The organism is Rhizobium gallicum bv. gallicum R602sp (genome assembly GCF_000816845.1).
GTDB lineage: Bacteria > Pseudomonadota > Alphaproteobacteria > Rhizobiales > Rhizobiaceae > Rhizobium > Rhizobium gallicum.
In genome coordinates this window covers 285,690-309,208 of the sequence record NZ_CP006879.1, presented here as the reverse complement: position 1 = coordinate 309,208, position 23,519 = coordinate 285,690, and the positions used below count along the sequence as shown (strand labels likewise).

Below are 23,519 nucleotides of genomic sequence, written 5' to 3'. Positions count from 1 at the left end.
AAGGTGCGGGGAAATTCGCGCTTACGGTGGGTCGGCTCATCGCCTCACACAAAGCTTCCGCGTCCACCGCGTCGTTCTTGCCGCGTTTTACATAAGGCTTCGCAAGCTGAGGCGTGATCAATTTCACCTCATGACCGAACGACCTTAACAGCCTCGCCCAACGATGAGAGCCACCACAGGCTTTGAGTGCGATAGTAGTCGGCGGCGTTTTCTCAGGCTCTATGATCTCCGGGGCAAACGCCCAATATTACGGGCTGGCGATCGCCGTGCTGGTGTTGCCGTGTCTGCCGCTGGCGCAACATCATCATTGGCAGCAGTGGGAATATCGCTGAGATCACCCAGATCAAACGCCGCCTGCGTCGGGTCGAGCACCGTCATCTTCTCGGATTTCGGGCCAAAAAGCTGCCCTTCCAGGAAGGCGACACGCTTGAGGCCGGCATTCTCCTCGACGAGCGAGAGAATAATCCGGGTCAATTGCCCAGCATCCTGAGGCAAGGGATAGAAAGCGGCAAGAGCTGGCTCGGAATGTTCTCTGATTTGTCGGATCCGCGACACCCCAGTTTTCGGCCGGCTTTCCGCTAACTCTTATGTACCCAGTTGAATAATAAACAATATTTTCTGCGGCCCATTTCTTCCCGGTTGGCACGACTTTTGAGTCTCTCGCGTTGCGTATATGCGTTGGTGGCTCCAAGCGTCTCAGAAGGGAGCCGCCACGTGTTGGACCTTATGATCGGCTGTGCGATCCCAACCGATTCAGCTCCCGCAGCAACGCAATGCCCCGATGTGCAAACCAGCTGGTGCCCCGAGACATATTTAGTAGTCGCATTTGTCTAGGAAGGAGACCGATATTCATTAGCATCGCTTTTCCGATATCTCACTTTGGGAGGGAGATGGATCAACCGCAGCCAAGGCAAAGACAAGACACGGCTTGTTTGATGAACCGGTAGAAAGTTTGTGGCCATCAGAGTCGCCGCGGAAGACGTTCAATTTCCATCTGCCCTACACGGAGAACTACATGGACACCGTTGATCAACAAAACGCGCTTCGACAGGCTGCGCAAAAGCGGATCAAGGCTTCACATGCGCTCGACGGTGACGCCGATCGCTTGGCGCAGTACTATCGTGAATGGGCCGATTCCTACGAGCTGGATGTCGCCGGCGAACGCTACTGCGGCCCCTCGATCGTGGCGGAACTGGCGGGCGTAGCGCAGGCGGCCTATATCGGCAGCGACCGAGCAGCCACGGCAATCTTGGATGCTGGCTGCGGTACAGGCCTAGTTGGCATTCAACTGGAGCATCTTGGCTTTCGGTTGATTGACGGCTTCGATCTCTCCGGCGCGATGGCCGAAATGGCGCGCCAAACCGGCGTTTACCGCAACGTTGAAGACGGCATTGACCTAAACAGGCCCCTCTCGGACTACTCGAGCGCGAGTTATGATGTGACCGTCTGCTGTGGCGTCTTCACGCTCGGCCATGTCCACCCGGATGGGCTGCGCGAACTGGCGCGCGTCACGCGTCCGAACGGGTTCGTGATCGCAAGCACCTGCAAGAGCTCTGCTGGTGCAATGTCGTTTGAAGTCCAAGTGCTATCTCTGCAGGAGGCGGGCGTCCTTACGCCGGCACAGTGTCTGAACGGCGGCAGATTCCTCGGGGAGGAGGACGCGCATTACTGGGTCTTGCGAGTGCTCGATAAGCCGGCGGAGCTGCGACTGTGACCTCGGAGCTGCCGGACCCACGCCAGTGCTCACGTACCGGCAGCGAGCAAAGGCTCGGTCATGTTGGCATGAAAGCAGTGGCCAACGGTTGTCGCTCAAGCTTTGCCCTGAAGGATATGGGTTGCCGAGAGACGGAGGAGCACAGCTTTAGGCCTGAGGCAACCGCGACACAAATGTGGATTCGGCCGACGAGTTCGCACATGCCCATACCGGCCAGTTTCACGACAACTTCATCAAGTTCATGCCCAAGAACTACACGATAGACGTCGCGCTCGGTCGTCTCCGAGCTGCGGCGTAACAAGTCCTTTTCTTTTATCTCACAACACATTGAATGTACGATCCGGTTATGTATCGGAAGTCCATATCTCGCTCCAGGAACTCAATAATTTTTGGGTTCGGAGTCCGTCGCACAGCGTTGAAGATCGCAATCGCCAACTATCGCTCGATCGGCCAAGGCACTCACGTTAGGATCATCGGTCGCGATCAGGGATACCATGGCGTCGGCTTCGACGGCATCTCGGGTGGGCGGCCTTGTGAATAACCGTCCGGTTTTCCGGCAGCTTCCGACCGACCACATGCGTCACAAAGGCGCGCTGGTGATCTGTGGAGGAAGCGGATTGGATGCTGCGGCGGCTCGACGGCTCGCCGCGGACGCTTTTACATCGGCATCGGGTAAACGATGTCCAGCGGTTCAGCATATAGTCGAAGGACTTGGCCACGATTGACCCGCACCGACCGGCCCCGGCCAACATGGATTTCGGTCGCAGAAGACGCTGTCGCAGCGGGCATTCCTATTGCCGGGTCCGGCGCCTGTTGTACCTTCACCGGAACGAAGGCGCGCGGCTCTTCCGCTTTCTCTGCAACACCAAGCTCACGACGCCACCGATAAACCAGTGATCGATCAAGGTCGTGACGTCGCGCAACCTCCGTCAACGTCATCTCGCCCGCCAGCGTCTCCGAAACGATCGCTTCCTTGGTAGGTCGCGTGAAGTTCCGTCGCCGCACACTGCCAGCCAAAATTTCAAGCTGATGAATAGACACGTCGTAAGCATGCGGTGAAGGCCGCAGATCAGGCAGCTTCGTGGGCTTGTGCGGTGGGCGAGCTCCAATTCCATGGAAGCAATTCTTCAAGCCTCGTGACCGGCATATCCGCAATGTGAGACAAGACATCAGCCAGCCAGGCCTGAGGATCGATGTCGTTGAGCTTTGCCGTCATGATCAGCGTCGCCATGAAGGCAGCACGATCTGCACCGCGATCGGAACCAGCAAAGAGCCACGATTTTCTGCCGAGAGCGAAGCCGCGCAGGGCTCGTTCAGCCGCATTATTGGTCAGGCAAATCCTGCCGTCGCTGAGGAAGGATGTGAAGCCGTCCCAGCGCTTGAGCATGTAATCGATCGGCTCGGTGACAGGTGAGCTGCGCGATAGTTTTGCCCGCTCGACTCGCAGCCAAGCCTCAAGCTCGTCGATGAGGGGGCGGCTGTCCTTGTGACGTCGCTGCGAGCGTTCGTTGACGGAAAGTCCGTTGATGTCGCGCTCGATATCAAACAGTGCATCGATCCGCCTCACAGCCTCAAGCGCCACTGGCGAGATCGGCGTCGCATTTTTTCCGCGCTTGGCGTTCGTGGCAATGTCAGCCAGCACGAAGAACTTGCGGCGCGAGTGAGCCCAGCAAAGCGCCTGCGTCAATGGACCGGAAGCACGCTCCGACTTGAAGAGCGGGTTGTAGCCGCCATAGGCATCCGCTTGCAGAATGCCGGTGAAGGTCTTGAGATGACGCTCGGGATGTTCCTGCCGGCGATCTCGCGAGGCATAGTAGAGGGCGGCCGGCGGCGACGTTCCGCCGAATGGCCGGTCATCTCTGACGTAGGTCCATATGCGTCCGGTATCAGTCTTGCCTTTTGCCAGGATCGGCACCGTGGTGTCGTCACCATGCAGCCGCTCGGCGGAAAGTACGTGCGCTTCGATCAATCGGTGCAAGGGCTTCAAGATCGCGGCGCAGGCACCGACCTGGTCGGCGAGTGTCGAAAGGCTGAGGTCGATGCCTTCTCGGGCATAACGTTCGCTCTGCCGGTTTAGCGGCTGATGCTGTCCGAACTTCTCAAACAGTATCATCGCCAAGAGGTTTGGTCCGGCAAAGCCGCGCGGCGTCACGTGGAAAGGAGCCGGCGGCTGAGCAATCTTCTCGCATTCGCGGCAAGAGAATTTCTCCCGCACGGTTTGGATGACCTTCCACTGGCGTGGGATCACTTCCAGTGTCTCGGTGATGTCCTCACCCAGCTTTGACAATTTGGCCGAGCCGCAGCAGGGGCAGCTTTGAGGAGCGGCAATCACAACGCGCTCGCGCGGCAGATGCTCAGGAAACGGTTTGCGCGATGGACGCTTGCGCTCGAAGGTTTTGACTGTCGATGATCGTGCCGCAATCTCCGCGGCCAGTTCGTCCTGGCTAGCGTCGGCTTCCAGTTCCTCGAGCTGCAATTCCATCTGTTCGAGAAGGCGGGCCTTTCGCTCCGAGCGGCTGCCATGGATGTCGCGCTTGAGCTTCTCAATCTCCAGCCTCAATCTGGCAATGAGCGCATCGGAATGAGAGTTCACTGCCTGGGCTCGGGCAGCAACGGCCTCGGCTTCACGACGGGCGGCACGCTCGGCGAGGATCATCGCATGAGCGCTGGCAAGGTCGTCGGGAAGCTGATCGGCCGCATCGGTCATGACGAGAGGGAATCATATTCGTGCCCGCCTTTCCAGCCATTTCCGCTACCCAGCCGAGCTTGGACGCCAGGTTTTTTGCGGCATTCGCCAATCGATCCCTTCGAGTAGATAGCCAAGTTGCGCAGGCGTGATCACCACAGTGCCGTCGGCCGCTGACGGCCATATGAAGCGGCCGCGCTCCAGCTTCTTCGTGAACAGGCAGGCACCTTGGCCGTCGTGCCAGATCACCTTGATGAGCCCGCCCCGACGCCCGCGGAAGCAGAACAGGTGGCCGCTATGCGGATCCCCCTTTAGCGTCTCCTGCACCATCAACGACAAACCAGGGAAGCCTTTTCGCATATCTGTGTGTCCGGTCGCCAGCCAGACCTTCACGCCGCTTGGAACCGGGATCATCGCCGGTCTACGATATCGACGATCCGAGCGAGCGCTTCAGTATCAACATCGCTCTCCACACGAATGCGCCGCCCCCGACTAAGCTCAATTGTCACAACGCTTATCTTCTTGCGCGGTCGAGGTGGCAGTGTTGTCTCCACCGGATCAGGCGCAGGCAAGGCCGCGACTTCTACGGGAATAAACTGCCGCGCTGGCGGCGGTGAGGCCTGGCAGAGTTCTTTGCGCCACCGGAACAACTGACCCGCATGGATGCCTGCCGACCGGGCAATCTCGGATACGCTGGCATTCGGCTCGAGGCAGGCCGCAACCAGCCGCTCCTTTTCTGCGCGAGACCAGCGACGACGGGTAAGCGGTGAATCTATCCCATCTGGCGAAGGCACTTTGGTGGATTTATTGATACTGCTGAATGAATGAACTCGGGCGTGAACTTCTATGTCTGCTCCTATGTCTGAACATAGAACTTTCCATATGATTGAAGCTGTCGCCAGTCCTCTGGAAGGTGCGCCGAGGCAAGTCCGGCGGCAATGGTCGGACGAGTTTAAGGCGCAGGCGGTCGCTGAGACGATGCAGCCGGGCGCGAGCGTTTCGGCGATAGCCCGGCGCATCGGCGTTGATCCGTCACAATTATTTACATGGCGGCGCAATGCCCGGCTGCGAGCCGCGGCTTTGCCGGCGGATGAAACCGCCGGTCTCTTACCGACACCATCATCCAGCAATTATTCCGGGGTCGACATCATCATCGGTGATGCGGTAATCCGCACAGCTGCCGAGACCGATGAGGCTCATCTTGTTCGGGTGATCCGTGCGGTGCGCTCCGCATGATCCCGGCCGGTGCGAAGGTGTTTCTTGCAAGCCACCCGGTGGACTTCCGCAAAGGTCCCGATAGCCTTCTGTCGCTGGTGCGCGATGCTGGCAACGATCCATTCAGCGGAGCGCTCTATGTCTTTCGCGCCAAGAGAGCAGACAGAATTAAGATCGCTTGGTGGGATGGTTCCGGTGTGTGCCTCTATTCGAAGCGTCTGGAAAAAAATCGGTTCGTTTGGCCAAAGATCGGGCCTGCCCGTGTGCAGCTCAATCACGCGCAGCTCCTTGCCCTCGTTGACGGGATGGACTGGAAACGTGTCCGTACCGTTGCAGTGAAACGGCCGGAATTTGCTGGGTAAAAGCCCTGCGGCAGAGTGAATCAGGCTTCTGAAACTGCGGGAAATTGTCAGCAAAATATGCTCTATTCGCAGGCATGACGCCAGCTGATCTCGACCTTCCCGATGACGTTGATGCGCTGAAAGCCATGATCCTGGCGATCGCCGAAAAGGCTGCGCGCGCCGACGCTCTGGAGAGTGAAGTCGCTGATCTGAAAGCCCGCAATGCCGATGCTGACGAACAGATCGCCAAGCTGAAGCAGGTTCTCAAAGCCTTCGACCGTTACCGCTATGGAAGACGCTCGGAAAAGCAGAGCAAGAACATCGACGCGGATCTCGACGAGCAAGGTGCGTTTGTCTTCGAAGAGATCGAGACCGGCATTGCCGCCATCCAGGCGTTGGTCGAAAAAGGAAGAGGTCCAGGCGCTGCAAAACGTGCACCCCGTCCGCGCAAGGGCTTCCCACCGCATCTGGAACGTATCCATGTGGTGATCGAGCCGGACGAGCTTCCTGAGCATGCTGGCAAACAGAAGATCCTGATCGGTGAAGATACCTCCGAGCGGCTTGATGTCATTCCACCGAAGTTCCGGGTGATCGTCACGCACCGCCCGAAGTATGCCTTCAAGAACGAGGACGGTGTCATCCAGGCGTTGGCACCGGCGCATATCGTAGAAAGCGGCATTCCAACGGAAGCGTTGCTCGCCTATATCGCGGTCTCCAAATATGGTGATGGCTTGCCGCTTTATCGGCAGGAAGCGATCTTCCTGCGCGACCATGTCGACGTCGACCGCGGAATCATGGCGCGGTGGATGGGCAAGCTCGGGTTCGAACTTGAGATCCTTGCAGACTACACCTTCGGCCAGATTAAACGAGGCGAACGAATCTTTGCCGACGAGACGACATTGCCCACACTTGTTCCTGGATCGGGGTCGGCAAAGACAGCGTATCTATGGGCGTACGCACGGGACGACCGACCGTTCGGTGGCAGTGGACCGCCGATGGTTGCCTATCGCTTTGAAGACAGTCGATCCGGTGATTGTGTCGCGCGGCATCTCGACGGCTATCGCGGCATCCTGCAGATCGATGGCTACACTGCTTACAACCGCGTCGCCCGACCTGACCGGGGAAACGACGGCGCGCTATTGGCTGGGTGTTGGGCGCACAGTCGCCGCCGGTTTTACGAACTTCATGCGAGCGACAGTTCCAAGGTGGCAACGGCGACGATCGAAAAGATGGGCGCGCTGTGGGCCATCGAGGAAAAGGTGCGCGGACAAAGCCCCGATGTCCGCGTGGCCGCCCGCCAGGAGGCCTCCGCTGCAGTCGTTGCCGATCTCTACAAGCTTTGGCAGGACACGCTGCCCCGTATCTCTGGAAAGTCAAAGCTCGCCGAGGCCATTCGCTATTCCCTTCATCGACAGGAAGCCTTCGAGCAATTCCTTCACGACGGCCGGATCGAAATCGACTCCAATATCGTCGAGCGTGCAATCAGGCCCCAGGCAATCGTTCGCAAGAATAGTCTGTTCGCGGGTAATGCCGGCGGCGGCCGGACTTGGGCGACGATCTCAACTCTCATTCAAACGGCCAAAATGAACGGTGTTGATCCGCTCGCTTGGCTAACGCAGACCCTCGAACGCATCGCCGCGGGTTGGCCATCGAGCGAGATCGACGCCCTTATGCCTTGGAACTTCCAGAAGTAACGGTCTCAGTTCACCGCTTACGACGACGGCGCTCCACAGACGTGATCACTTCGATTTGCTGCATTGTCATAGGACTATCCCTAGTGCTTGCACTAGGACATCCAACGTTCCGCCTCACATCACAAGACGGCCCTCACCGTGGGGATACGACACGTCGTTATCCTCGTCATTAGCAACGTGGCGATGCCGCTCACAAAAACAACGATGTCAGCTCAACAAAGCAAGGCGCCCTTCGGTGCGGGGATACCGCGCTAGCGGTGCCCTCCCATTTTAACCGGCGCCGGTGGCGCGGTAACGCTGCGACCTTCACCACTGATGAGATCGCAACGCCAACTTCTCGGTTGCACCAAAGTTCGGCGACGATTGCCCTGTATGGCACTCTCGGGTGCCGGGACGTTGTCGGCAGCTATATTACCGTTCGCGAAGGGTCGGAAATGGTGTGATTGACCAATCGAGCAAGTCGACCGCACACTGAAGTATCCCCTCGGTCTCAGCAAGGCTGGGTGAAGCGGCGATGACGTATCCGATACAGTCTCCGTAATCGCCTTTCCTGACGATCGGCGTCTTTGGTTCAACGTACAATTTGGTTTCGACAACACCAGGTATAGCAGCCGCCCGGTTCTCGCCACCGATCCAATCAAAGGTGCCATCGCGATCAGGAACTAGGAATCGGGTCGCCGCAGTTTGCGAATGCTTTCTGCGCAAATCCCATTCCTCGCCGATGACAAGCTTGATGTGCTCAGTGATGAGGTCGATCCCGTAAGCTAACTGAATCAGCCGAGGAGTGGTCCACCCCGGAAGACGTGGATTGACTTCAATGACAACTGGGCCACGCTTCGTCCATCGGAGCTCTATGTTCGTTGGTCCCCAGCCAAGGCCTAGAGCTTCCAAGCAGCTCAACGAAACATCAACGATACGCTCGTGCTCGTCATCACTCAGCGGGGCGGGAAAGATGCTCTCACGAACGACGAAATGGGGTGGAGAACCGAACTCAGCGGCACCGATAGCAATGACCTCATTTCCCATTGTGTCAGCGCTATAGTATGGGCCTTGTGCGAATTCTTCGACCAGTATCCTCGACGAAGATCGCCACATGTGCTTTTCGCCCAATAGATAGGCCACATGTTGCGCCAACTCATTGAGGTTGCGGCACAATCGGACACCGCTGCTACCGCTGCCTTCGGCCGGCTTAACAACCACGGGCAGGCCAATCTCCGCGGCAGCTCTTTCTACGTCCGTCGCATTCGTCGCCAAACAATAAGCAGGTACTGGAACTCCGGCCTCCGCCAGGAGCTGACGTTGAGAGAACTTGTCGCAGCATCGTTCAATCGACGCGGGATTAGGTCCCGGCAAATCGAAATGCCGGCAGAGCTTACCAACCGTCACATAGATCAACTCGTCCAGGACCACGCTAATGCCGGCAATGTCGTAAGTCGCACGTAGCCGGGAACATTCGCGGATCAGCGCATCTAAATTCTCTGTATCAACGCGGATTGCCTCAAGCCCTTCCGCCTCGAGATAATCGTAACGGGATGGATCAGCCGCGAGGGTAATTGGAAGAAGACCAAGGCGTTGGGCTGCTTGGACGTAGAGAGGACCAATATTCCTGTGCCCTTCAAGCAGAATTAGCGCTCTTTTTGCCATCGGCTGTTGACCCTTTGCTGTGTAGCGGTCCGATCCGCATTAGCCCTGCATTTCATGGCCCCGATAGGACTTCGCGATTGTGAATTTCCTATCAGCAACTTGCCCATGTCATCTCCATCTCAATGTCGCAAAATACGCAAATCGAGCGACATCGAGGAACCCTCCAAAGAGAAACAGTGTATTCTGGGTGATCAATTGCATAAAAAACCGACCACCCCACAACGACACTGCGTCCATGCTAAGTCACAGCGATCGTACCATTGGACGTTATCCGTACTGCATCCATTCAGGCAGTCGGGTGCCTATCAATGAGTTCTTTCACCCTCTGTTTGCGGTGCATCTCGGCGTGTGCCCAACGCTCCCGTATGTCCTTGCATTTGAGCTGCATCTCCCGAAACAGAGTTTTTGCTACAGAGATCTGGCTATCGATTGAGCTTTTTCCGGGTCCTCCTCCGAACTGCAGAGCATCCCTGCACTCTTCAAGACCCGCTGGCAACACGTCAGCGAGATGGCTTGCCAACTCGCTTCGACGCTCCGCGACGCTGCAATCCTGAGACAGGCGCCTGACGATCTCGCTAACTTGTGTGTGGGCATCCCTAAAGGGAACGCCTTGCGACGACATTCGTTCGGCGGCGACGGTTGTCATCGCCAAGCCGTCCTCCAGATTTTTCCGCATTGATGCCGCGTTGAAAGACATGAACTGCACCACGAGCGATGTGAGTGTGATGGCCCGTTTGAGGGCATCTTCCGCAAGGCCCAGCGGGGAGCAGCCATAATTACTTGCTTCGATCGAGTTGCTGAAAGGCGCTTTGCAGATTGCCGTTGCCGCAGAAACGTAGGCGCCGATCACGGTGCTTGCCGATCCCTTGATGTGCTCAAGCAGAAACGGGTTTTTCTTTTGAGGCAGCATAGAAGAGCCGCCGGCAAGATTGCGAGGAACGTCTATGAGGGCGAACTCACGCGTCGTCCAAACCTGCAAGTCCTGAGCCAGACGACTGAGCAAGATTGAAACGCCAGCGAAGAGTGAAAGCCCATGGAGATGCAAATCTCGGCTCGCAACCGCATCAAGAGAGTTGAACGACGGCTGTTCGAATCCCAGAAGAATTGCTGTTTTCAAGGGATTTATTGACATACTAGTGCCACCGCCGGCTCCGGCCCCCATAGGGCACTCCCTAACCTCCTTAAGCAGGTTCTGAAGCCGTTGGCGCTCGCGCCCTAGAGCAAAGAAAGCCCCTAGCAGGTAGTGCCCCGGTGATGCTGGAAGTGCAATCTGGTACTGACTGTACAGTGGAGCAACAAGTCTCGCCCCCTCTTCCGCTCGCTGAAGCAGGGCATCTTGTGCAATTCCCATTTGTTGCGAGATGGAACACGCAACTTCCCGAAGGAGCAGGAGAGAAATAGTGGCGTTCAAGTCGTTTCGGGACCTGGCAAGGTGAAGCCAGCCGGCTTTTTCGGGGCCCGCTCTGGCGGCAAGTTCGGCCTCATAAGCCAGATAGATACCACGCCGAGCATCGCGGCCCTCCAAAGATTGAAAGCCCTCGTCCTGGAGGTCCAAGATGTGCTTGAGGAGATCGGCAGCTGCGGCTTGGCTGACCAAGCCCTGGTCCGCGAGCATCACCAGATGTGCTTCGTCTATGGCCGCTTGGAACTGCAGTTGGCGACCGTCCCGCGAGATCTCGATTGGCGGAGCGAGCAGCTTCATCGCTTCAGGATGCAACGTCCACGTTCCCTCTTTTGATTCAGCATCTTTGTTGTCGCTTTCGCCAGCAGTCGTTTCGATGTCAATCATAATGGACTCTATCATTTGTTCAGCTGCCGTGGCAGCGGCATGAAGTTCGTCAGCGACGCCTACCGCGTAGGCTACTCGGTCTCTAAAGTCGCCATTGATTTGCAATTCGTCTCCCTCAGATTTCAGAAGACTCGCTTCGGGCACAGTGGGCTCCGGAGTTCGCGAAAAGCCCAAGCGTTTTAGCATCCCCGATTTGTGGGCAACTCGGAAACGGATGGCTCCCGCCCTTTTGCTCGCTTGTGGAAGTGTGAACGCGTCACCCCCGTAAAGCTCGATAACCATGTCCGGGATGGACGTGCCCAAGGCGTGCGAGAGCATAACTGGAATCATTCCTCCAGCCAGCCTGGGATTGACCTCAATGACCACCGGGCCAGAGTCCGTTATCACGAACTCTACATGAGCCGGTCCGAAGTCCAAGCCTAGAGCCGATACCGCGCCTCCGGCAAAAGAAGCCAGTTCATGTAGCAAAGACTGCGGAAGCGGGGCCGGAAAGTCGTGCCCCACCTCGACAAAACAGGGAGGCGGCCCCTTGTGCTTGGCGATAATTCCAAGGCAATGCAGCGTCCCATCGTATGCGATCATCTCTGCCGAGTATTCCTTACCCTCTACATATTGCTGGATGAGGATCTCGGGGCTGCGCAAATCCACTTGATCAAGCAGCGCGTCCTTTGCACTTTCAAACGCCTTGACGGCGTCCGCGGCACTGTCGCAAAGCCTTACACCGCTACTGCCGCTTCCGGAGACCGGCTTCACGACGACCGGGAAAATAGCTTGCGCGAGAATGTTCTCGACGTCTCTGAGCGAAGTGACAAGCCGAGTTTCAGGAGCTGAAATCGATTGTCGCTGCAACTCGGTTATCTGCTTCCACTTGTTCCGGCACGTAGCTATAGCGTCCGGACTCGCTGCGGGTAGCCCGATCGCCTTCGCGACTCTTGACGCTGATTCCACGAAGTAGTCTGACGACGAATATACCCCCGCCAAGCTTGTTAGGTTGGCGGCGACACCGGCGATTTCATCCGGATCACGCGTCTCAGCTTCAATTACTCGTGCGACGACCCCTTTAAGAAAGGGATAGCGGGAAGGATTGCGCGTAACCAGATAAGGTTCAAAGCCCAGGACTCCGGCGCGCTTCATCAAAAGCTCGCCCGTCCCTGTCGTGTTGCTTTCCACGAAGAGGAAGCTACCCCGGTTCATCAAAACTCCTCCAGCGCATTTAGAACAGCTTCCCGAGTTCTCCGGTTCCAACAATATCGATTCCATGGCGGGAGAGCAGTCGAGGGATGCTCTTCGCTGGCTGGAGCGTCTAGAAGTACACCTTGATCTAAACACTCGTTCTGCTTGAGCCACTCGTGGTCGTAGACAGATTCGACATAGCGATGGCCTTCATCAGGACATATGACTACTACGGTTTCCGTTGGGAATTGGCGAGCGCGCCAGTGGCCAACGATGTAGCTCGCCCCGGAGGTCGGACCGGCAAAAATGGCGTGCCGCTCGTGGAGGGAACGCGTTGCCGCAAATGCCAGCGATGCCGATGTGAAATGCACCTCGTCGTATAGTTCATGCTTGACGTTCTTGGGGACAAGACTGTTGCCCAGCCCTCGCAGTTTCCTTTCGCCGTCCGGCTGGCAAAAAATGACGCTATTGAAGGTGTCCACTCCGATTAGGCGGGCGTCCGGCGCTGTTTGGCGGAGGCTCTCTATCGTTCCGCAAGTAGAGCCGCCTGATCCCACAGAACCGACCAAGGTAACGGCGGCGCCCAACGTCCCCGATATTTGATCGGCGAAGAGCTTATAGGCTGCCGGATTGTCCGGTGTTTCGTATTGACGAGCCCAGAAACACGAGTTGCCCATCTTTCTCATTCTAGCGTGCAATGCGTCGAGACGGCTTCTTTGGTATCCACCCTCTCTCGCCTTTTCCCTCACTATGAAAACCTCCGCACCCAAGGATCTCAGCCTGTTTTCCAGTCCCTTATCCATTACTGGGTCAGTGAAAATCTCAAGCTGCAATCCGAATTCCCGGCAGACTACAGCCAACCCTAGGGCGAAAGTCCCACTCGAGGTCTCCAAAACTTTCGCGTCACGCCCTAACGTCCCTCGCTTCAACGCTTGCTCGATGATATACTTCGCAGGGAGAAGTTTCATGAATGCGAATTGCGCAAGATAAAGATTTTTCCCACACTTAATAATGCGGGGGAGCGCATAGGCAGCAGAATAGCCGGAGAATGGCAGGTGTTTGCGAACTGTGTTCATGAGACTACTCATCGGTATTAATTCATGGTCAGATATATTTTTGGCGAGTTATCGTACGGCGTTAGATGGTCCACCACAGACTGAAGCTTCCGTGGGAAGTCAGGCGCCAATCTATCAAGCAGAATTCCAATCATCGTACCGCTGTGTGCGACTATGACTCCGAGCGCGCCGGTGTCTGCGCATGCTTTCAACATCGAATTTAGATGCTCCTTCGGTGCCCGTTCCTGATGCAGGAGCGCGCTAGCTGTAGCTATGCTGCCTACTGCAGCCGTGTCGGCTTGCGAAATTGCTGTTTGCGCGCGCTCGAGCAATTCGTGATACTGTGTTCTCTGACTAGCGGAGATTTCGCCTCGCCGTTGATCATAATCAACTGTCTCGACCGTGCCTCCTTCATCGAAACCGACGATAGCAAACGGCGGCATCTGCCCGAGAAAGGAGAGAAGGCTACATGATCGCTGTTGATATGCCACCGCGCCGGGGTACATCACCCCATCGGATGGCTCGATCTCCGCCATCAGCTTCTCGATCAACGATGTCCGGACTTTACGTTTGAAGCAGGAGGCGATTGACCGTGCAGTCGCAACAAGATCTGCGGACGAACTCGCCAGGCCTTTACCTTCAGGGAGCTCAGATTGCAAAAGGAGGGTTCCTCCCGAGACACCGAGTGCAAGCACAAGATTCTCCGCCAGCCGTTTTGCTTTGAGTTTATGTGACGGATAAACGCTTACAGATTGTGTACCTTCGATTGGCATAAAGTGGGCGCGCGCAAAAAGCGCGATGGGCATTGTGACTAAGAAATTGGGGTCCCCGGGAAATGAGCCGATCGGCAACTGGCCTTGCAGCAGCTCGCCAAATGTGCCGCAACAAAGACCGTCGCCATGACGAAGATAATTCCCTGGCTGTGCGCGCTCTCCGAGCATTCCAGCAAGATCTTCGCCATAAAGCGTCGGGTAATACAAGTACGGCTTCCAAACCTCATTGGCGGCCGCCTTTATAAGTTCTGGAGTCGTCATGCTTTCAATGCCTCCGTGGGCCCGACTGAATGGTTAGAATGCTGGATCAACATGTCACCTCCCCGCTAGTGCATTGACGTGCGATTGGCTTTTTGGAGACGAGACCCGGATCATCAGCATAAGGGGGTCGCGTTCAAACGAATACTTCAGCGCGTGCGTGCTAGGTTCAGGCGGGATATCGCGGCCAGAGTGTTGTTGGCCACATCGCTGATCTCCGCATCATGGATCAAACGCTATGCATTACATTCTGCCAGGGCACCATCCGTTGGACTTCGTTAGAATTAAGCCTCACGATCCGTTCGAACTAGCTACCATTATTGGTAGTGGCATAGACTACACGAATTGCTCTAAACAGGCGCACCCCTTTGGAAACCGTTCGCTATCGGCAGCAGCAGGTGTCGCATGATATTGTTGCGCAGAGAAAGCGCCTAAACAATAAGCGGTGAAGCTACCCCATCTGGCGGGCGCATTGTGGCGAGTTTATTCGTAGCTGAGAATGAATGAGCTCGGGCGTGTCTGTTCGGACTGATAGCGGTCGCCGGACTGCGCCATTCAGAAGCGCTCGATCTGCTCCGGGACGACGTCGATCTCGATCAGGGCATCCGCAAAGTTCGCGAGACGAAGTTCGGCAAGTCGCGACTGGTGCCGCTGCATGCCAAAGGCGAGCCGTCAGCGCGAAGCTTCCTCGCCGGACGCTTACGTTGGACATGTGCCAGCCAGCCTGAAGACGGGCACGGCATGGGCATCATCAGCCGCTTTGGCGGTTATCTCGATCAGATGCTGGTTCACGGCATGAGTATCGCACCATGGCATGCAGCCTTGCCCAACTTCGGGCAGATCGCTCCAAAGATACGGGCGGACCTCGCCCGCTGATCATGGGGAGCAGAAGGCCGCGTTCCTCGTTTGGCTCATCGCTTTGTAATCTTGTTCTTCTGGCCGATCCAAGCCTCGTCCTGGAACCAGATTTCTAATCGCTTGTCTTTGGCGGCTCCGGCGGCGATTTCCGCCACTGCGGCGGGGAAGTTTTTTAAAGTCCTCAATCGCATCCTGGTTCTGCGCATGATGCTTCGGTCGAGCCGTGAGTTTGCGGTAGCCCATGGCATTCAACTCACGCCCAAGCGCCTGCCGATGACGCAGATGCGATGCTCCTGCGAAAGCCATTGCACCGGATCAACCAGCCCGCAGTGCACGACACACAGCGAGATAGGGACCGGACCCTTCTCAACGGCCTCGCAGGCGCCTTGCGCTGCTTGTCGCTCAGCAAGTGCTCCCGGCCCTTCGCCTTTCCGGTCTTCAGGCCATCGGGACTTTGCGGATTGAAACGCTCGACCCAGTCGCGGACAATCTGCAACCGACCCCCGCCAATAGATGCCGCTTGGCTGCGCGCGAACCACCCTCATAATGACCGACAGAGCCAACAGCCGACGTGACCAATCCGCATCTCGGCTTTGCTTCGCCAGCCGACGCAGGTCATCAGCCGTGTAGTCTACCCGAATTGCCAGTGCCGTTCCTATGGCGAAATCTCCCTTCGCCCGTTGAATCATGATTTGGCCCAATTGCCAATCCCGTGATTCAAATTCATCAAGCGCCGGTTAACACCCGCATTCGTCGCGGTCGAATGTCTCCTGAAACTAGTCGGCGTCAGACGCGGCGATTGCGCGCTTCAAGCTTTTGGAGGCCAACGAACGGCATCTTGCAGAGTTGCTTATGTCGTGTAGATACCGAGCATTCACGAACTCCGATTGACCGAGGCAGAGCCGCAAATGCCAAATGCTCATTTGTGCTGGACATGAGGATGGCAGATTTCAAAGTTCGAGCTTCATCGCCCATAACTCTCCTCCTGCTGAACTAAGCGGATAGAAACGTCACGGTCGAGGACGCGCTTGCCCGGTATGGCGAGCCCGACATATTCAATACGGACCAGGGATCGCAGTTCACCTCCATCGGCTTCACGGCGGTGCTGAAGAAGGCCGAGATTGAAATCTCGATGGACGGCAAGGGCGCATGGCGCGACAACGTGTTCGTCGAGCGGCTCTGGCGCTCGATCAGATATGAGGAGGTCTATCTCCACGCCTACAAAACCGTGCCCGAGGCCCGCACCCATCCCTTGACCGGCAAACACCGGATCAGGCTTACTTCAACGCGCTGACGCGAATGTTTAACGAAAACGCCGCAAACCGTTCAGACAAACCCAGCCACTCTGTTTGACCTCCGCATCCAGCGTTAGCCGTGTAGACTTGAGGACGTTTCTGTTCGGAACGTGAGGCACGGGAGACGGAAAGTGTTCGTCGCCCGCGTCGTAAGCGGATAGTTTTCCATGTCTTTCCCGCCATCCTCGTCGTGGCACGCCGATTGCAACGGGCGGAGGAGCCGTTACGATCATTACGCCTCACACCTCTAGCAAAGGGAGGTTGCATGAAGACCGCTCGAACGATCCCAGGCAATGTGATAGATGCTTCGCTGATGAGTGCGCCTCCGTCCGGCAGCTCGGGTCGACGCCCCGCGTCCGAGGTCATAAATTTCATCGAGGGGGCGCGCGTGCTTACCGCCGGTGAGTTGGAAGCTCATAGCATCACGCGCTATCGGGTCACCAGATCCTATCGTGAACAGATCATCAACAGTGGTTACCACGAGCAGCTGAAATTCATCGTCGAGCCCTCATTCGAAGAGTTTGAGAGTCCCGGCAATCTAGATACGAGCGGCGAGCACGACAACACGGTCGTGCCCGGGTTTCAGCACAAGTACGCCCAGACCGGATTGTTGCTGGCAACGGACCGCTGCGCTTCATACTGCCGTTATTGCTTTCGCAAGCGCATTGTCGGCAAGGATTCAGATGAAATCGCAGCTGACTTAGGGCAGATTGCGCGCTACATTGGAGGTCATCCTGAGATGACGAACGTGCTGGTGTCGGGAGGCGACCCGTTCGTGCTCAGCACCGGCAGGCTTCATGCGATTCTCGATCATCTGTTGCCGTTCCCACATTTGGATTCCATTCGTTTTGGCACAAAAATGCTCGCCTATGCGCCTGAAAGGTTCGAGGATCCCACTCTAGTGGCGTTCTTCCAACGGATCAGTGAGGCGCGTAAGGCGGCAGTAATCGTCACACATTTTGATCATATTGGCGAAATCTCGGTCGATGCGGAGCGTAACATTCTCTCGTTACGCGCGCGTGGTGTGCAGTTTCTCAATCAATCCGTGCTTCTCGCGAAAGTCAACGATGATCCCGAGATCTTGGCTGCGACCTTCGCCAAATGTCACCAAATGGGCATCCGCCCTTATTACCTCTTTCAAGGCAGGCCGGTGAAAGGGGCATCGCATTTTCAGGTTCCACTGCGCCGCGGACTAGAGATAACGCACGGCATCAACCAACGCCTGAGCGGAATCCAAAAGACATTCAAATACATCATGTCGCATTACACAGGAAAAATCGAGATCCTCGACATTGGAGCTGATGACCGCGTCTATATGCGATATCATCAAAACAAAGCTCCGGAAAAGATCGGAAATATTTTTTCTCGGCCGTACATCGAGGGCGCATGCTGGCTAGATGAATTGCCCGAAGGATCAGATCGGAAAAGCGCTCAGCGCTAATTTCCGATTTGAGTCGCAAACAGCCGCCCCTCTCAACGTGGCGGCGTCCTTGAGGCGGTGGCAGGCACTCTCCCTGCGGAACCTGTATGCCGCGTGACAGATAGGACCTGGGGAGCTCAGACGCCCATCGAGCTGTTTCTCTATCAAGAGCTGCTCTTCCGCGGCCTTCGACCGCAGCTTCATCAACTCGTCTTTCCAGACGGGCGACCTACCCTTCTCTTCACGATTCCTACTCAGAGTGAGACGAGTCACGAGCTGCAGCTTCTTACCGAGATCGACATCTTCTTTCCAAAGGAGACGTTGGCCAATTCTGCGACGGCAGCCACCACGAAAAGGGAAAGCAGCTAGAGCCCGTCCGTTTGAATCGGGGTCATATCCTGCTGCGGCGAAGTAGTTTGCACATTCCTGCGGCTCGAAGAGTTTGACGATTTCGCCGACCGGGTTCCACAACGCATCGACGGGTCGTTCGGCCTTTGCCCCCAGCTGCTGCGAGCCCGCAAAAGGCGGCTTGGAATAGACGACCCACTCGACGCCCCGGCTTTCGGCAAGCATGCGTTTGAAGTTTGCGGGCTTTGAAAGCTGCGCGAATCGCCGAAAAAGCGCACCGACCTCGGATGCGATCTTCAACTCCTCGAGCAACAAACGTCGAAAAAGACGGGACAGAACCCCGTACCGGCAGAAAGAAGTTGGTCCGGCAGGACACCCAACGGGAGCCATCGAATAAAGGCCCTCCGCCTGGGAACGATGCAGTGGATGTGCGGATGGTATTGCAGGTTCTGGCCCCAACTGTGCGATGAATCCAATCTCGGCCCCCAGATGTTTGGGATCGGCGGCGATCCGGCGGAGCGTCTCGGCCACTGCCATGAAGAAAATCGCATAGACGCCGCCTTGTTCTCGAAGGCAATTCCGGCAACTGTCTGTGGCAGGGTGAAGACAATGTGGAAATAGCCGACCGGCAGCTCACGCGCTTGTGGATTCCGGCGGCAAACCGTGCCCCAACGGCAAGCCGTATGCAGAACCTGAACATGGATCGGTCCGTTTCCGTCGCGTCGCGGAAACAGCCACACCGGTGGCCGCGCCAGCCGCCAGTGGAGAGAATTTCGCAACCGCATGAAGATAGGACCGTTGCGTCGCCGGCGATAGATTCCGGATCATCATGTCCTCGATCATACGCTGGCGCAGAGGGCTGATCTCTGTCATCGTCGTTCTTCTGTTCAAAGGTGGGCTTCACAGGCCAATCCGATGCCTGCCTGACGGAGGCCAGCGGGTAAGCCGAACACCGCCATCAGTTTCTGCAACCGCACCAGATCATAAGCGGCGGCCGCGAAGGTGAAGGCCCATCCGACGCGGTCGCGGCCGCGGAGCTTCGTCTTGTCCTGCCCGCGACTGTCTTGATCCAGCCGAATGCCTCCTCGATGCGCTTGCGGATGCACAAACTGACCCTATAGCCAGAATGGCGCGTCGTGCGCCCGTCAATGGCCGAGCGGCGACCATTGACGTTCTGCCACATGGGGCGTTACCTTTCATCGACCGCAAGTCTTTGACGAAGCCCCTTGTGTCATAGGCCTTGTCGGCACCAAGCATGATTGCCTGTGGCCAGCCGCAGTAAGGTTCGACCATGTGCAGCGATGCGTTTCGTCGTCGTGAGCGCGGCTTCAAACTGCGCCTGATTGGCCGCTGGCGGATCGTCGAGGCCAATCTATGGGATCGGGATTATCTCGAACCTGGTTGAGCATGCCGCAATCACCATCGGGCTCGACGGCATGGCGAAATCGCCTTAGGCGTGATGCAAGCGACGCTCGATTTCGGATACAGCCCGTCCATGATCTTCTTCAGATGGGCCGGATGCGACGAAATGGACGAAGTCATTGGCGACGGTCATGCCGAATTGCTCTACGATGACCCGATGGAGATCACTTTCGCGTACCACAATGGCGACGAGACCGTCCTGAAGGCCAAACCAGAGACTAACATTGGCATTGATAATCCAACTTGGGATCATTCGGTGTTTTAAGAACCGCGACCGGTTGCTGGAAGGCGACATCGCCGCGAAGTTCTTGGGTGCAATCCTTTCGCAGACCAAGGTAAAGCGGCTGCTGTCAACGGACCACTTCTCTGTCGATGGCACGCTGATTGAAGCCTGGGCGTCGATGAAGAGCTGAAGGACGGCTCGGGCGAACCCCCATCGGAAGGCGACGGGGCGAAAGGCGTTCCAACGAGACGCATGCTTCAACGACCGACCCAGATGCAAGACTCTATAGGAAGGGCAAAGGCAGGGAGGCCAAGGTGTGCTTCATGGGGCATGGGCTGATGGAAGACCGCCATGGCCTGCTGGTCAGCAGGCTGTTGAAAAAAGGACCTGGCGTGAAGATTTTGGTCGTGATTCATGGATTTGTTAGTGCCGGTCATCCAATACCCAACAGCGAATCATAGAACGCTGAGGCGGCAACATTTCAAACCACGCCCGGTTCTGCAGTCTGTAGTTCAGTATCCGACGCAATTTGGCGCAAACTAGCCCTCACTAGGCATTAGCCTAGGTCATTCGACTGGAGAATTGAGAGATGCGCCGCTTCTCAAAAACACACTGATGCCGTCGGGAGAGGTTAAGGCCCTTGATCCATACGGCGCTTATTTTGCGAGGCCATTATGAGCAAGATCTTACACCGCTCGACTCGTGCAGATCTGCCTACGGCGGCAGGCGGCTGCGGGATCGAGTTATTCGATGCTGACGGTAAAGCATATATCGACGCCTCGGGAGGCGCCGCAGTGTCATGCATCGGCCATGGGCACCCGGAAATGCTTGCGGCATTGCATGCTCAACTTGACAAGCTCGCGTATGCTCACACGGGCTTCTTCACTACGGAAGTAGCCGAGCGTCTGGCAGACCGCCTAGTTGCCGACTCGCCTCGCGGTATCGACTACGTCTATCTCGTCAGCGGAGGTTCGGAAGCTATGGAGGCGGCGCTGAAAATGGCCCGCCAGTACTTTGTCGAGAAGGGCGAAAATCGCCGCAAACATATTATCGCGCGGCGTCAAAGTTACCATGGCAATACATTGGGAGCGCTCGCCGCAGGTGGCAATGAATGGCGGCGCGCCCAGTTCAGACCGCTGCTGATCGAAACCCATCACATCGCCCCGTGCTACGCATATCGTGACCGCTTGCCTGCCGAAAGCCAGCATCAGTATGGAGAGCGCGTTGCCAACCAACTTGAGACCAAGATACTTGAACTCGGACCAGACGACGTGATCGGATTCGTTGCGGAAACTGTTGTTGGAGCGACGGCCGGTGCGGTGCCGCCGGTAGATGGATACTTCAAAAAGATTCGCGAAATCTGTGACCGCTACGGTATTCTCCTAATACTCGATGAGGTCATGTGCGGCATGGGGCGCACCGGAACTCTACACGCTTTCGAGCAGGAAGGCATCGTGCCGGACATAATGGCGATCGCAAAGGGGCTGGGCGGAGGCTACCAGCCTATAGGCGCGGTCCTGCTTGGACGTCACATCTACGACGCGTTCGCTTCTGGAACAGGATTCTTCCAGCACGGTCACACCTATATGGGGCACCCTATGGCAGCGGCGGCTGGCCTTGCCGTACAGGACATTATTCGCCGGCATTGCCTCCTTGATAACGTTGTGCGGATGGGGGAATTGCTCGATCAGCGACTTCGTGAGCGTTTCGGCAGTCACAATCATGTGGGCGACATTCGCGGCCGCGGCCTTTTTCGTGCGATCGAAATCGTAGAAGAGCGCTCAAGTAAATCGCCATTCGCCCCTGCGTCGAAGTTGAATGTGGCCGTGAAGCGAGAAGCCATGGCGCGAGGGTTGATGGTTTACCCGATGGGCGGCACAATTGATGGTGTACGAGGTGATCACGTTTTGCTGGCGCCCCCATTCATTATAGATGCCGGCCAACTGGACACGATCGTCGAACGCCTAGGCGACGCCTTAGACGCCGCGATCGCCGCTTAGCGTTGGCTGACCGAGTTAGCAAGAAGTCACGCCAGCGGCTCGGAACGTCGTTGCCCAAGCATCTGGAATACGTATGCGAACGTGAAGAGTTCAGCTTCGGTCCGCAAACTGACTGTCGAAGTAATATGAGCAAAATGGGTAGCAAAGTGTATCATGACGCTGAGTCGGCGACGGGACGTTCATTGCCGCGGGTGGGTTCGGCCTTTGTGGTATTCCTACGCGAGCTGCAGCTCGAATTCAATCCGCAGGGGATGCTGGCAGAGCGCATGCGGGTGGGCGGCGCCGGCATTGCCGGCTTCTATGCCAAGACCGGCGTCGGGCACCGTGGTCGCAAATGGAAAAAGACTCAAGATCTTCGACGGCGAAGTCTATATGTTTGCGACTGGTATCGTCGCGGATCTCTCGATCGTCAATGAGGCCGCGCCGCGTGAAGCACAATCGGATCAGCGCCGGCTTGCTTTGACGCCATAACGCAACGAGGGTGAACGTTCACAGTCGCAACGGTGGTCAAGAGGGCAACGGCTGCCCTCAGTTGTGACCGTGGTGTGGGCGGCGGCCCGCCTTAGGCTTTGCAGGTTAAAGCAACCGAGGGTGCTCGGGTGTGAATTGCCCCGTTTGACGGACAGTCGGCATCGCCTCATTTCTGTGCTCGAGCCTTTCTGTGCCGACGATCCCGACTAAGCGGTTAGGGCGTTACCGCGAAGGGGAACCCTCGCGAACATCGAACGTCACCGTTCCATCATCCCTTACCCGAGCATCGTAGAACAAGCGGTCGCGGACAGAATTGTCCCGATCGAACGTCAGCACCCGCGGCTTGATCTCTGTGATCTGATTTTCCTCAATATATGTGGAAGAGCATATGATCATCTCGTCTCCGACCTGACATGTACGAGCAGCAGCTCCGTTCAGCACGCAGCAACGTGAACCCCTCTCACCGTAAATGACGTACGTGCTGATTCGCACGCCTGAAGCCCTATTCCAGATCTCAACGAATTCCAGCGGAAGAATCCCTGCCTCATCGCAGTGATCTGGGTCCAGAGTTATTGATCCGTGGTAGTTCAATTCCGAACCTGTTACGGTGATGCCATGAAGCTTGGCTGCAACGACCTTTTTCATCTGTAAATTTCCTCTTCTTCCATGGATCGCCAGTTCTACGAACGACGGCAGTGATGCTATTCGCAAGGACAGGAATTGATCGACGTGCCGCTACAGGTCGAGGAGCAGACTAGCAGAGGGCATCGGCGCGGCTCTTTGGTGAGCGTCATCATGGGGACAGCTTCTCCTGATTCCGTGACGTATATACAGATGACCTTGCATCTATCGTGCCAGACGAGAAAAGCATTTAAAAAACATAGTTCTGAATCTGCCATGTCGCGGTCGCACATCGTCGGAGATCGGACAACGCCGAAGGTGATTCAATGGCACACGTGAATCTCGTCGCGCGCGGGAATTCTGTCTGCCTGTTACCCGGCCTTGAACTTCACTATATTCTGCGCCTTCTAAACCGCGCACAGCCGAGGAGGCCGGGGCGCAACTCTCAGCGAGAGCGAAAGGCGCGGCGGGCCGGATGCATAGAAGGGAGTGGCGTCCACCCCGCGCCATCGGCAAAGG

General features: G+C 56.8%; 18 protein-coding genes and 10 pseudogenes. 13 read left to right on the top strand and 15 right to left on the bottom strand.

The features are described 5' to 3' along the window. Nucleotides 1-22: 22 nt before the first annotated feature. A pseudogene (locus RGR602_RS36180) lies at nt 23-214 on the bottom strand (IS110 family transposase); the annotation flags it as partial. A 14-nt stretch (nt 215-228) separates the two neighbouring features. Continuing rightward, nucleotides 229-537: pseudogene (locus RGR602_RS22455) on the bottom strand (IS66 family transposase); the annotation flags it as partial. A gap of 391 nt (nt 538-928) precedes the next feature. Here RGR602_RS22455 and RGR602_RS22450 point away from each other — a divergent pair. From RGR602_RS22450 to RGR602_RS36175, 3 genes and pseudogenes are all read left to right on the top strand, one after another. Beyond that, the gene (locus RGR602_RS22450; RefSeq protein WP_223844049.1) at nt 929-1,714 is read left to right on the top strand and encodes a class I SAM-dependent DNA methyltransferase; all 786 of its coding nucleotides are present in this window, start codon (nt 929-931) and stop codon (nt 1,712-1,714) included. A 175-nt stretch (nt 1,715-1,889) separates the two neighbouring features. Continuing rightward, nucleotides 1,890-2,012 carry a hypothetical protein gene (locus tag RGR602_RS22445; RefSeq protein ID WP_040114298.1) on the top strand — a complete coding sequence of 41 codons (123 nt, stop codon included), beginning with the start codon at nt 1,890-1,892 and terminating at the stop codon, nt 2,010-2,012. 111 nt (nt 2,013-2,123) lie between these two features. Then, nucleotides 2,124-2,298, top strand: a pseudogene (locus RGR602_RS36175) (aspartate aminotransferase family protein); the annotation flags it as partial. 73 nt (nt 2,299-2,371) lie between these two features. Here RGR602_RS36175 and tnpA (RGR602_RS22440) read toward each other — a convergent pair. The 4 genes from tnpA (RGR602_RS22440) to tnpA (RGR602_RS39840) are packed head-to-tail and all read right to left on the bottom strand — an operon-like array spanning nt 2,372 to nt 5,194. Next, the gene (gene tnpA, locus RGR602_RS22440; RefSeq protein WP_210263647.1) at nt 2,372-2,884 is read right to left on the bottom strand and encodes an IS66-like element accessory protein TnpA; all 513 of its coding nucleotides are present in this window, start codon (nt 2,882-2,884) and stop codon (nt 2,372-2,374) included. Beyond that, nucleotides 2,784-4,421 carry an IS66 family transposase gene (tnpC, locus tag RGR602_RS22435; protein ID WP_040114297.1) on the bottom strand — a complete coding sequence of 546 codons (1,638 nt, stop codon included), beginning with the start codon at nt 4,419-4,421 and terminating at the stop codon, nt 2,784-2,786. The genes tnpA (RGR602_RS22440) and tnpC (RGR602_RS22435) overlap by 101 nt, the downstream gene beginning before the upstream one ends. A 45-nt stretch (nt 4,422-4,466) precedes the next feature. Next, nucleotides 4,467-4,814 (bottom strand): IS66 family insertion sequence element accessory protein TnpB, encoded by a 348-nt coding sequence (gene tnpB / locus RGR602_RS22430; RefSeq protein WP_040114296.1) that lies wholly within the window; start codon nt 4,812-4,814, stop codon nt 4,467-4,469. After that, nucleotides 4,811-5,194, bottom strand: a complete 384-nt coding sequence (tnpA, locus tag RGR602_RS39840) for an IS66-like element accessory protein TnpA (protein WP_082046644.1) — start codon at nt 5,192-5,194, stop codon at nt 4,811-4,813. The genes tnpB (RGR602_RS22430) and tnpA (RGR602_RS39840) overlap by 4 nt, the downstream gene beginning before the upstream one ends. An 88-nt stretch (nt 5,195-5,282) precedes the next feature. On the opposite strand from tnpA (RGR602_RS39840), the gene RGR602_RS22425 reads away from it, so the two are divergent. From RGR602_RS22425 to tnpC (RGR602_RS22415), 3 genes are all read left to right on the top strand, one after another. Continuing rightward, on the top strand, nt 5,283-5,636 hold the full coding sequence (locus RGR602_RS22425; RefSeq protein WP_039845937.1) for a transposase: 354 nt from the start codon (nt 5,283-5,285) through the stop codon (nt 5,634-5,636). Beyond that, complete coding sequence (tnpB, locus tag RGR602_RS22420) at nt 5,633-5,977, top strand: IS66 family insertion sequence element accessory protein TnpB (protein WP_039845936.1); 345 nt, start codon at nt 5,633-5,635, stop codon at nt 5,975-5,977. The genes RGR602_RS22425 and tnpB (RGR602_RS22420) overlap by 4 nt, the downstream gene beginning before the upstream one ends. Nucleotides 5,978-6,051: 74 nt before the next feature. Next, the gene (tnpC, locus tag RGR602_RS22415; RefSeq protein WP_039845935.1) at nt 6,052-7,650 is read left to right on the top strand and encodes an IS66 family transposase; all 1,599 of its coding nucleotides are present in this window, start codon (nt 6,052-6,054) and stop codon (nt 7,648-7,650) included. A gap of 411 nt (nt 7,651-8,061) precedes the next feature. Here tnpC (RGR602_RS22415) and RGR602_RS22410 read toward each other — a convergent pair whose 3' ends face one another. From RGR602_RS22410 to RGR602_RS22395, 4 genes are all read right to left on the bottom strand, one after another. After that, nucleotides 8,062-9,294, bottom strand: a complete 1,233-nt coding sequence (locus RGR602_RS22410; protein ID WP_040114295.1) for an ATP-grasp domain-containing protein — start codon at nt 9,292-9,294, stop codon at nt 8,062-8,064. 286 nt (nt 9,295-9,580) lie between these two features. Beyond that, a complete protein-coding gene (locus tag RGR602_RS22405; protein ID WP_040114294.1) occupies nt 9,581-12,277 on the bottom strand; it encodes a lyase family protein in 2,697 nt (898 codons plus the stop codon). Then, nucleotides 12,277-13,332 carry a cysteine synthase family protein gene (locus RGR602_RS22400; RefSeq protein ID WP_040114293.1) on the bottom strand — a complete coding sequence of 352 codons (1,056 nt, stop codon included), beginning with the start codon at nt 13,330-13,332 and terminating at the stop codon, nt 12,277-12,279. The genes RGR602_RS22405 and RGR602_RS22400 overlap by 1 nt, the downstream gene beginning before the upstream one ends. A gap of 17 nt (nt 13,333-13,349) precedes the next feature. Continuing rightward, nucleotides 13,350-14,345, bottom strand: a complete 996-nt coding sequence (locus tag RGR602_RS22395; protein ID WP_040114292.1) for a GHMP family kinase ATP-binding protein — start codon at nt 14,343-14,345, stop codon at nt 13,350-13,352. A gap of 516 nt (nt 14,346-14,861) precedes the next feature. Between RGR602_RS22395 and RGR602_RS36165 the strand changes: the two are divergent. Further along, nucleotides 14,862-14,966, top strand: a pseudogene (locus RGR602_RS36165) (tyrosine-type recombinase/integrase); the annotation flags it as partial. Nucleotides 14,967-15,083: 117 nt separating this feature from the next. Then, nucleotides 15,084-15,218 (top strand): hypothetical protein, encoded by a 135-nt coding sequence (locus RGR602_RS39280; protein WP_267285104.1) that lies wholly within the window; start codon nt 15,084-15,086, stop codon nt 15,216-15,218. Here RGR602_RS39280 and RGR602_RS39835 read toward each other — a convergent pair whose 3' ends face one another. Beyond that, entirely contained in the window at nt 15,219-15,506 is a 288-nt protein-coding gene (locus RGR602_RS39835) for a winged helix-turn-helix domain-containing protein (protein ID WP_082046643.1), read from the bottom strand. A gap of 709 nt (nt 15,507-16,215) precedes the next feature. On the opposite strand from RGR602_RS39835, the pseudogene RGR602_RS36155 reads away from it, so the two are divergent. Together RGR602_RS36155 and RGR602_RS22380 are read left to right on the top strand one after the other, a co-directional pair. After that, nucleotides 16,216-16,553 (top strand): annotated as a pseudogene (locus RGR602_RS36155) (hypothetical protein); the annotation flags it as partial. A 255-nt stretch (nt 16,554-16,808) separates the two neighbouring features. Continuing rightward, a complete protein-coding gene (locus RGR602_RS22380) occupies nt 16,809-17,936 on the top strand; it encodes a KamA family radical SAM protein (protein WP_210263655.1) in 1,128 nt (375 codons plus the stop codon). Here RGR602_RS22380 and RGR602_RS40045 read toward each other — a convergent pair. The 3 pseudogenes from RGR602_RS40045 to RGR602_RS36145 all read right to left on the bottom strand — a co-directional run. Beyond that, nucleotides 17,910-18,907, bottom strand: a pseudogene (locus RGR602_RS40045) (IS91 family transposase); the annotation flags it as partial. The gene RGR602_RS22380 and the pseudogene RGR602_RS40045 overlap by 27 nt on opposite strands. 121 nt (nt 18,908-19,028) lie before the next feature. After that, nucleotides 19,029-19,136: pseudogene (locus RGR602_RS38650) on the bottom strand (tyrosine-type recombinase/integrase); the annotation flags it as partial. A 14-nt stretch (nt 19,137-19,150) separates the two neighbouring features. Continuing rightward, a pseudogene (locus RGR602_RS36145) lies at nt 19,151-19,574 on the bottom strand (transposase); the annotation flags it as partial. Between the two features lie 334 nt (nt 19,575-19,908). Between RGR602_RS36145 and RGR602_RS38645 the strand changes: the two are divergent. From RGR602_RS38645 to RGR602_RS36140, 3 genes and pseudogenes are all read left to right on the top strand, one after another. Then, nucleotides 19,909-20,300, top strand: a pseudogene (locus RGR602_RS38645) (transposase); the annotation flags it as partial. Between the two features lie 282 nt (nt 20,301-20,582). After that, complete coding sequence (locus RGR602_RS22355; RefSeq protein ID WP_040114289.1) at nt 20,583-21,908, top strand: aspartate aminotransferase family protein; 1,326 nt, start codon at nt 20,583-20,585, stop codon at nt 21,906-21,908. Nucleotides 21,909-22,129: 221 nt separating this feature from the next. Next, a pseudogene (locus RGR602_RS36140) lies at nt 22,130-22,319 on the top strand (CoA-transferase); the annotation flags it as partial. 282 nt (nt 22,320-22,601) lie between these two features. Here the strand turns inward: RGR602_RS36140 and panD are convergent. Further along, entirely contained in the window at nt 22,602-23,024 is a 423-nt protein-coding gene (gene panD, locus RGR602_RS22350) for an aspartate 1-decarboxylase (protein WP_040114288.1), read from the bottom strand. Between the last annotated feature and the right edge of the window lie 495 nt (nt 23,025-23,519).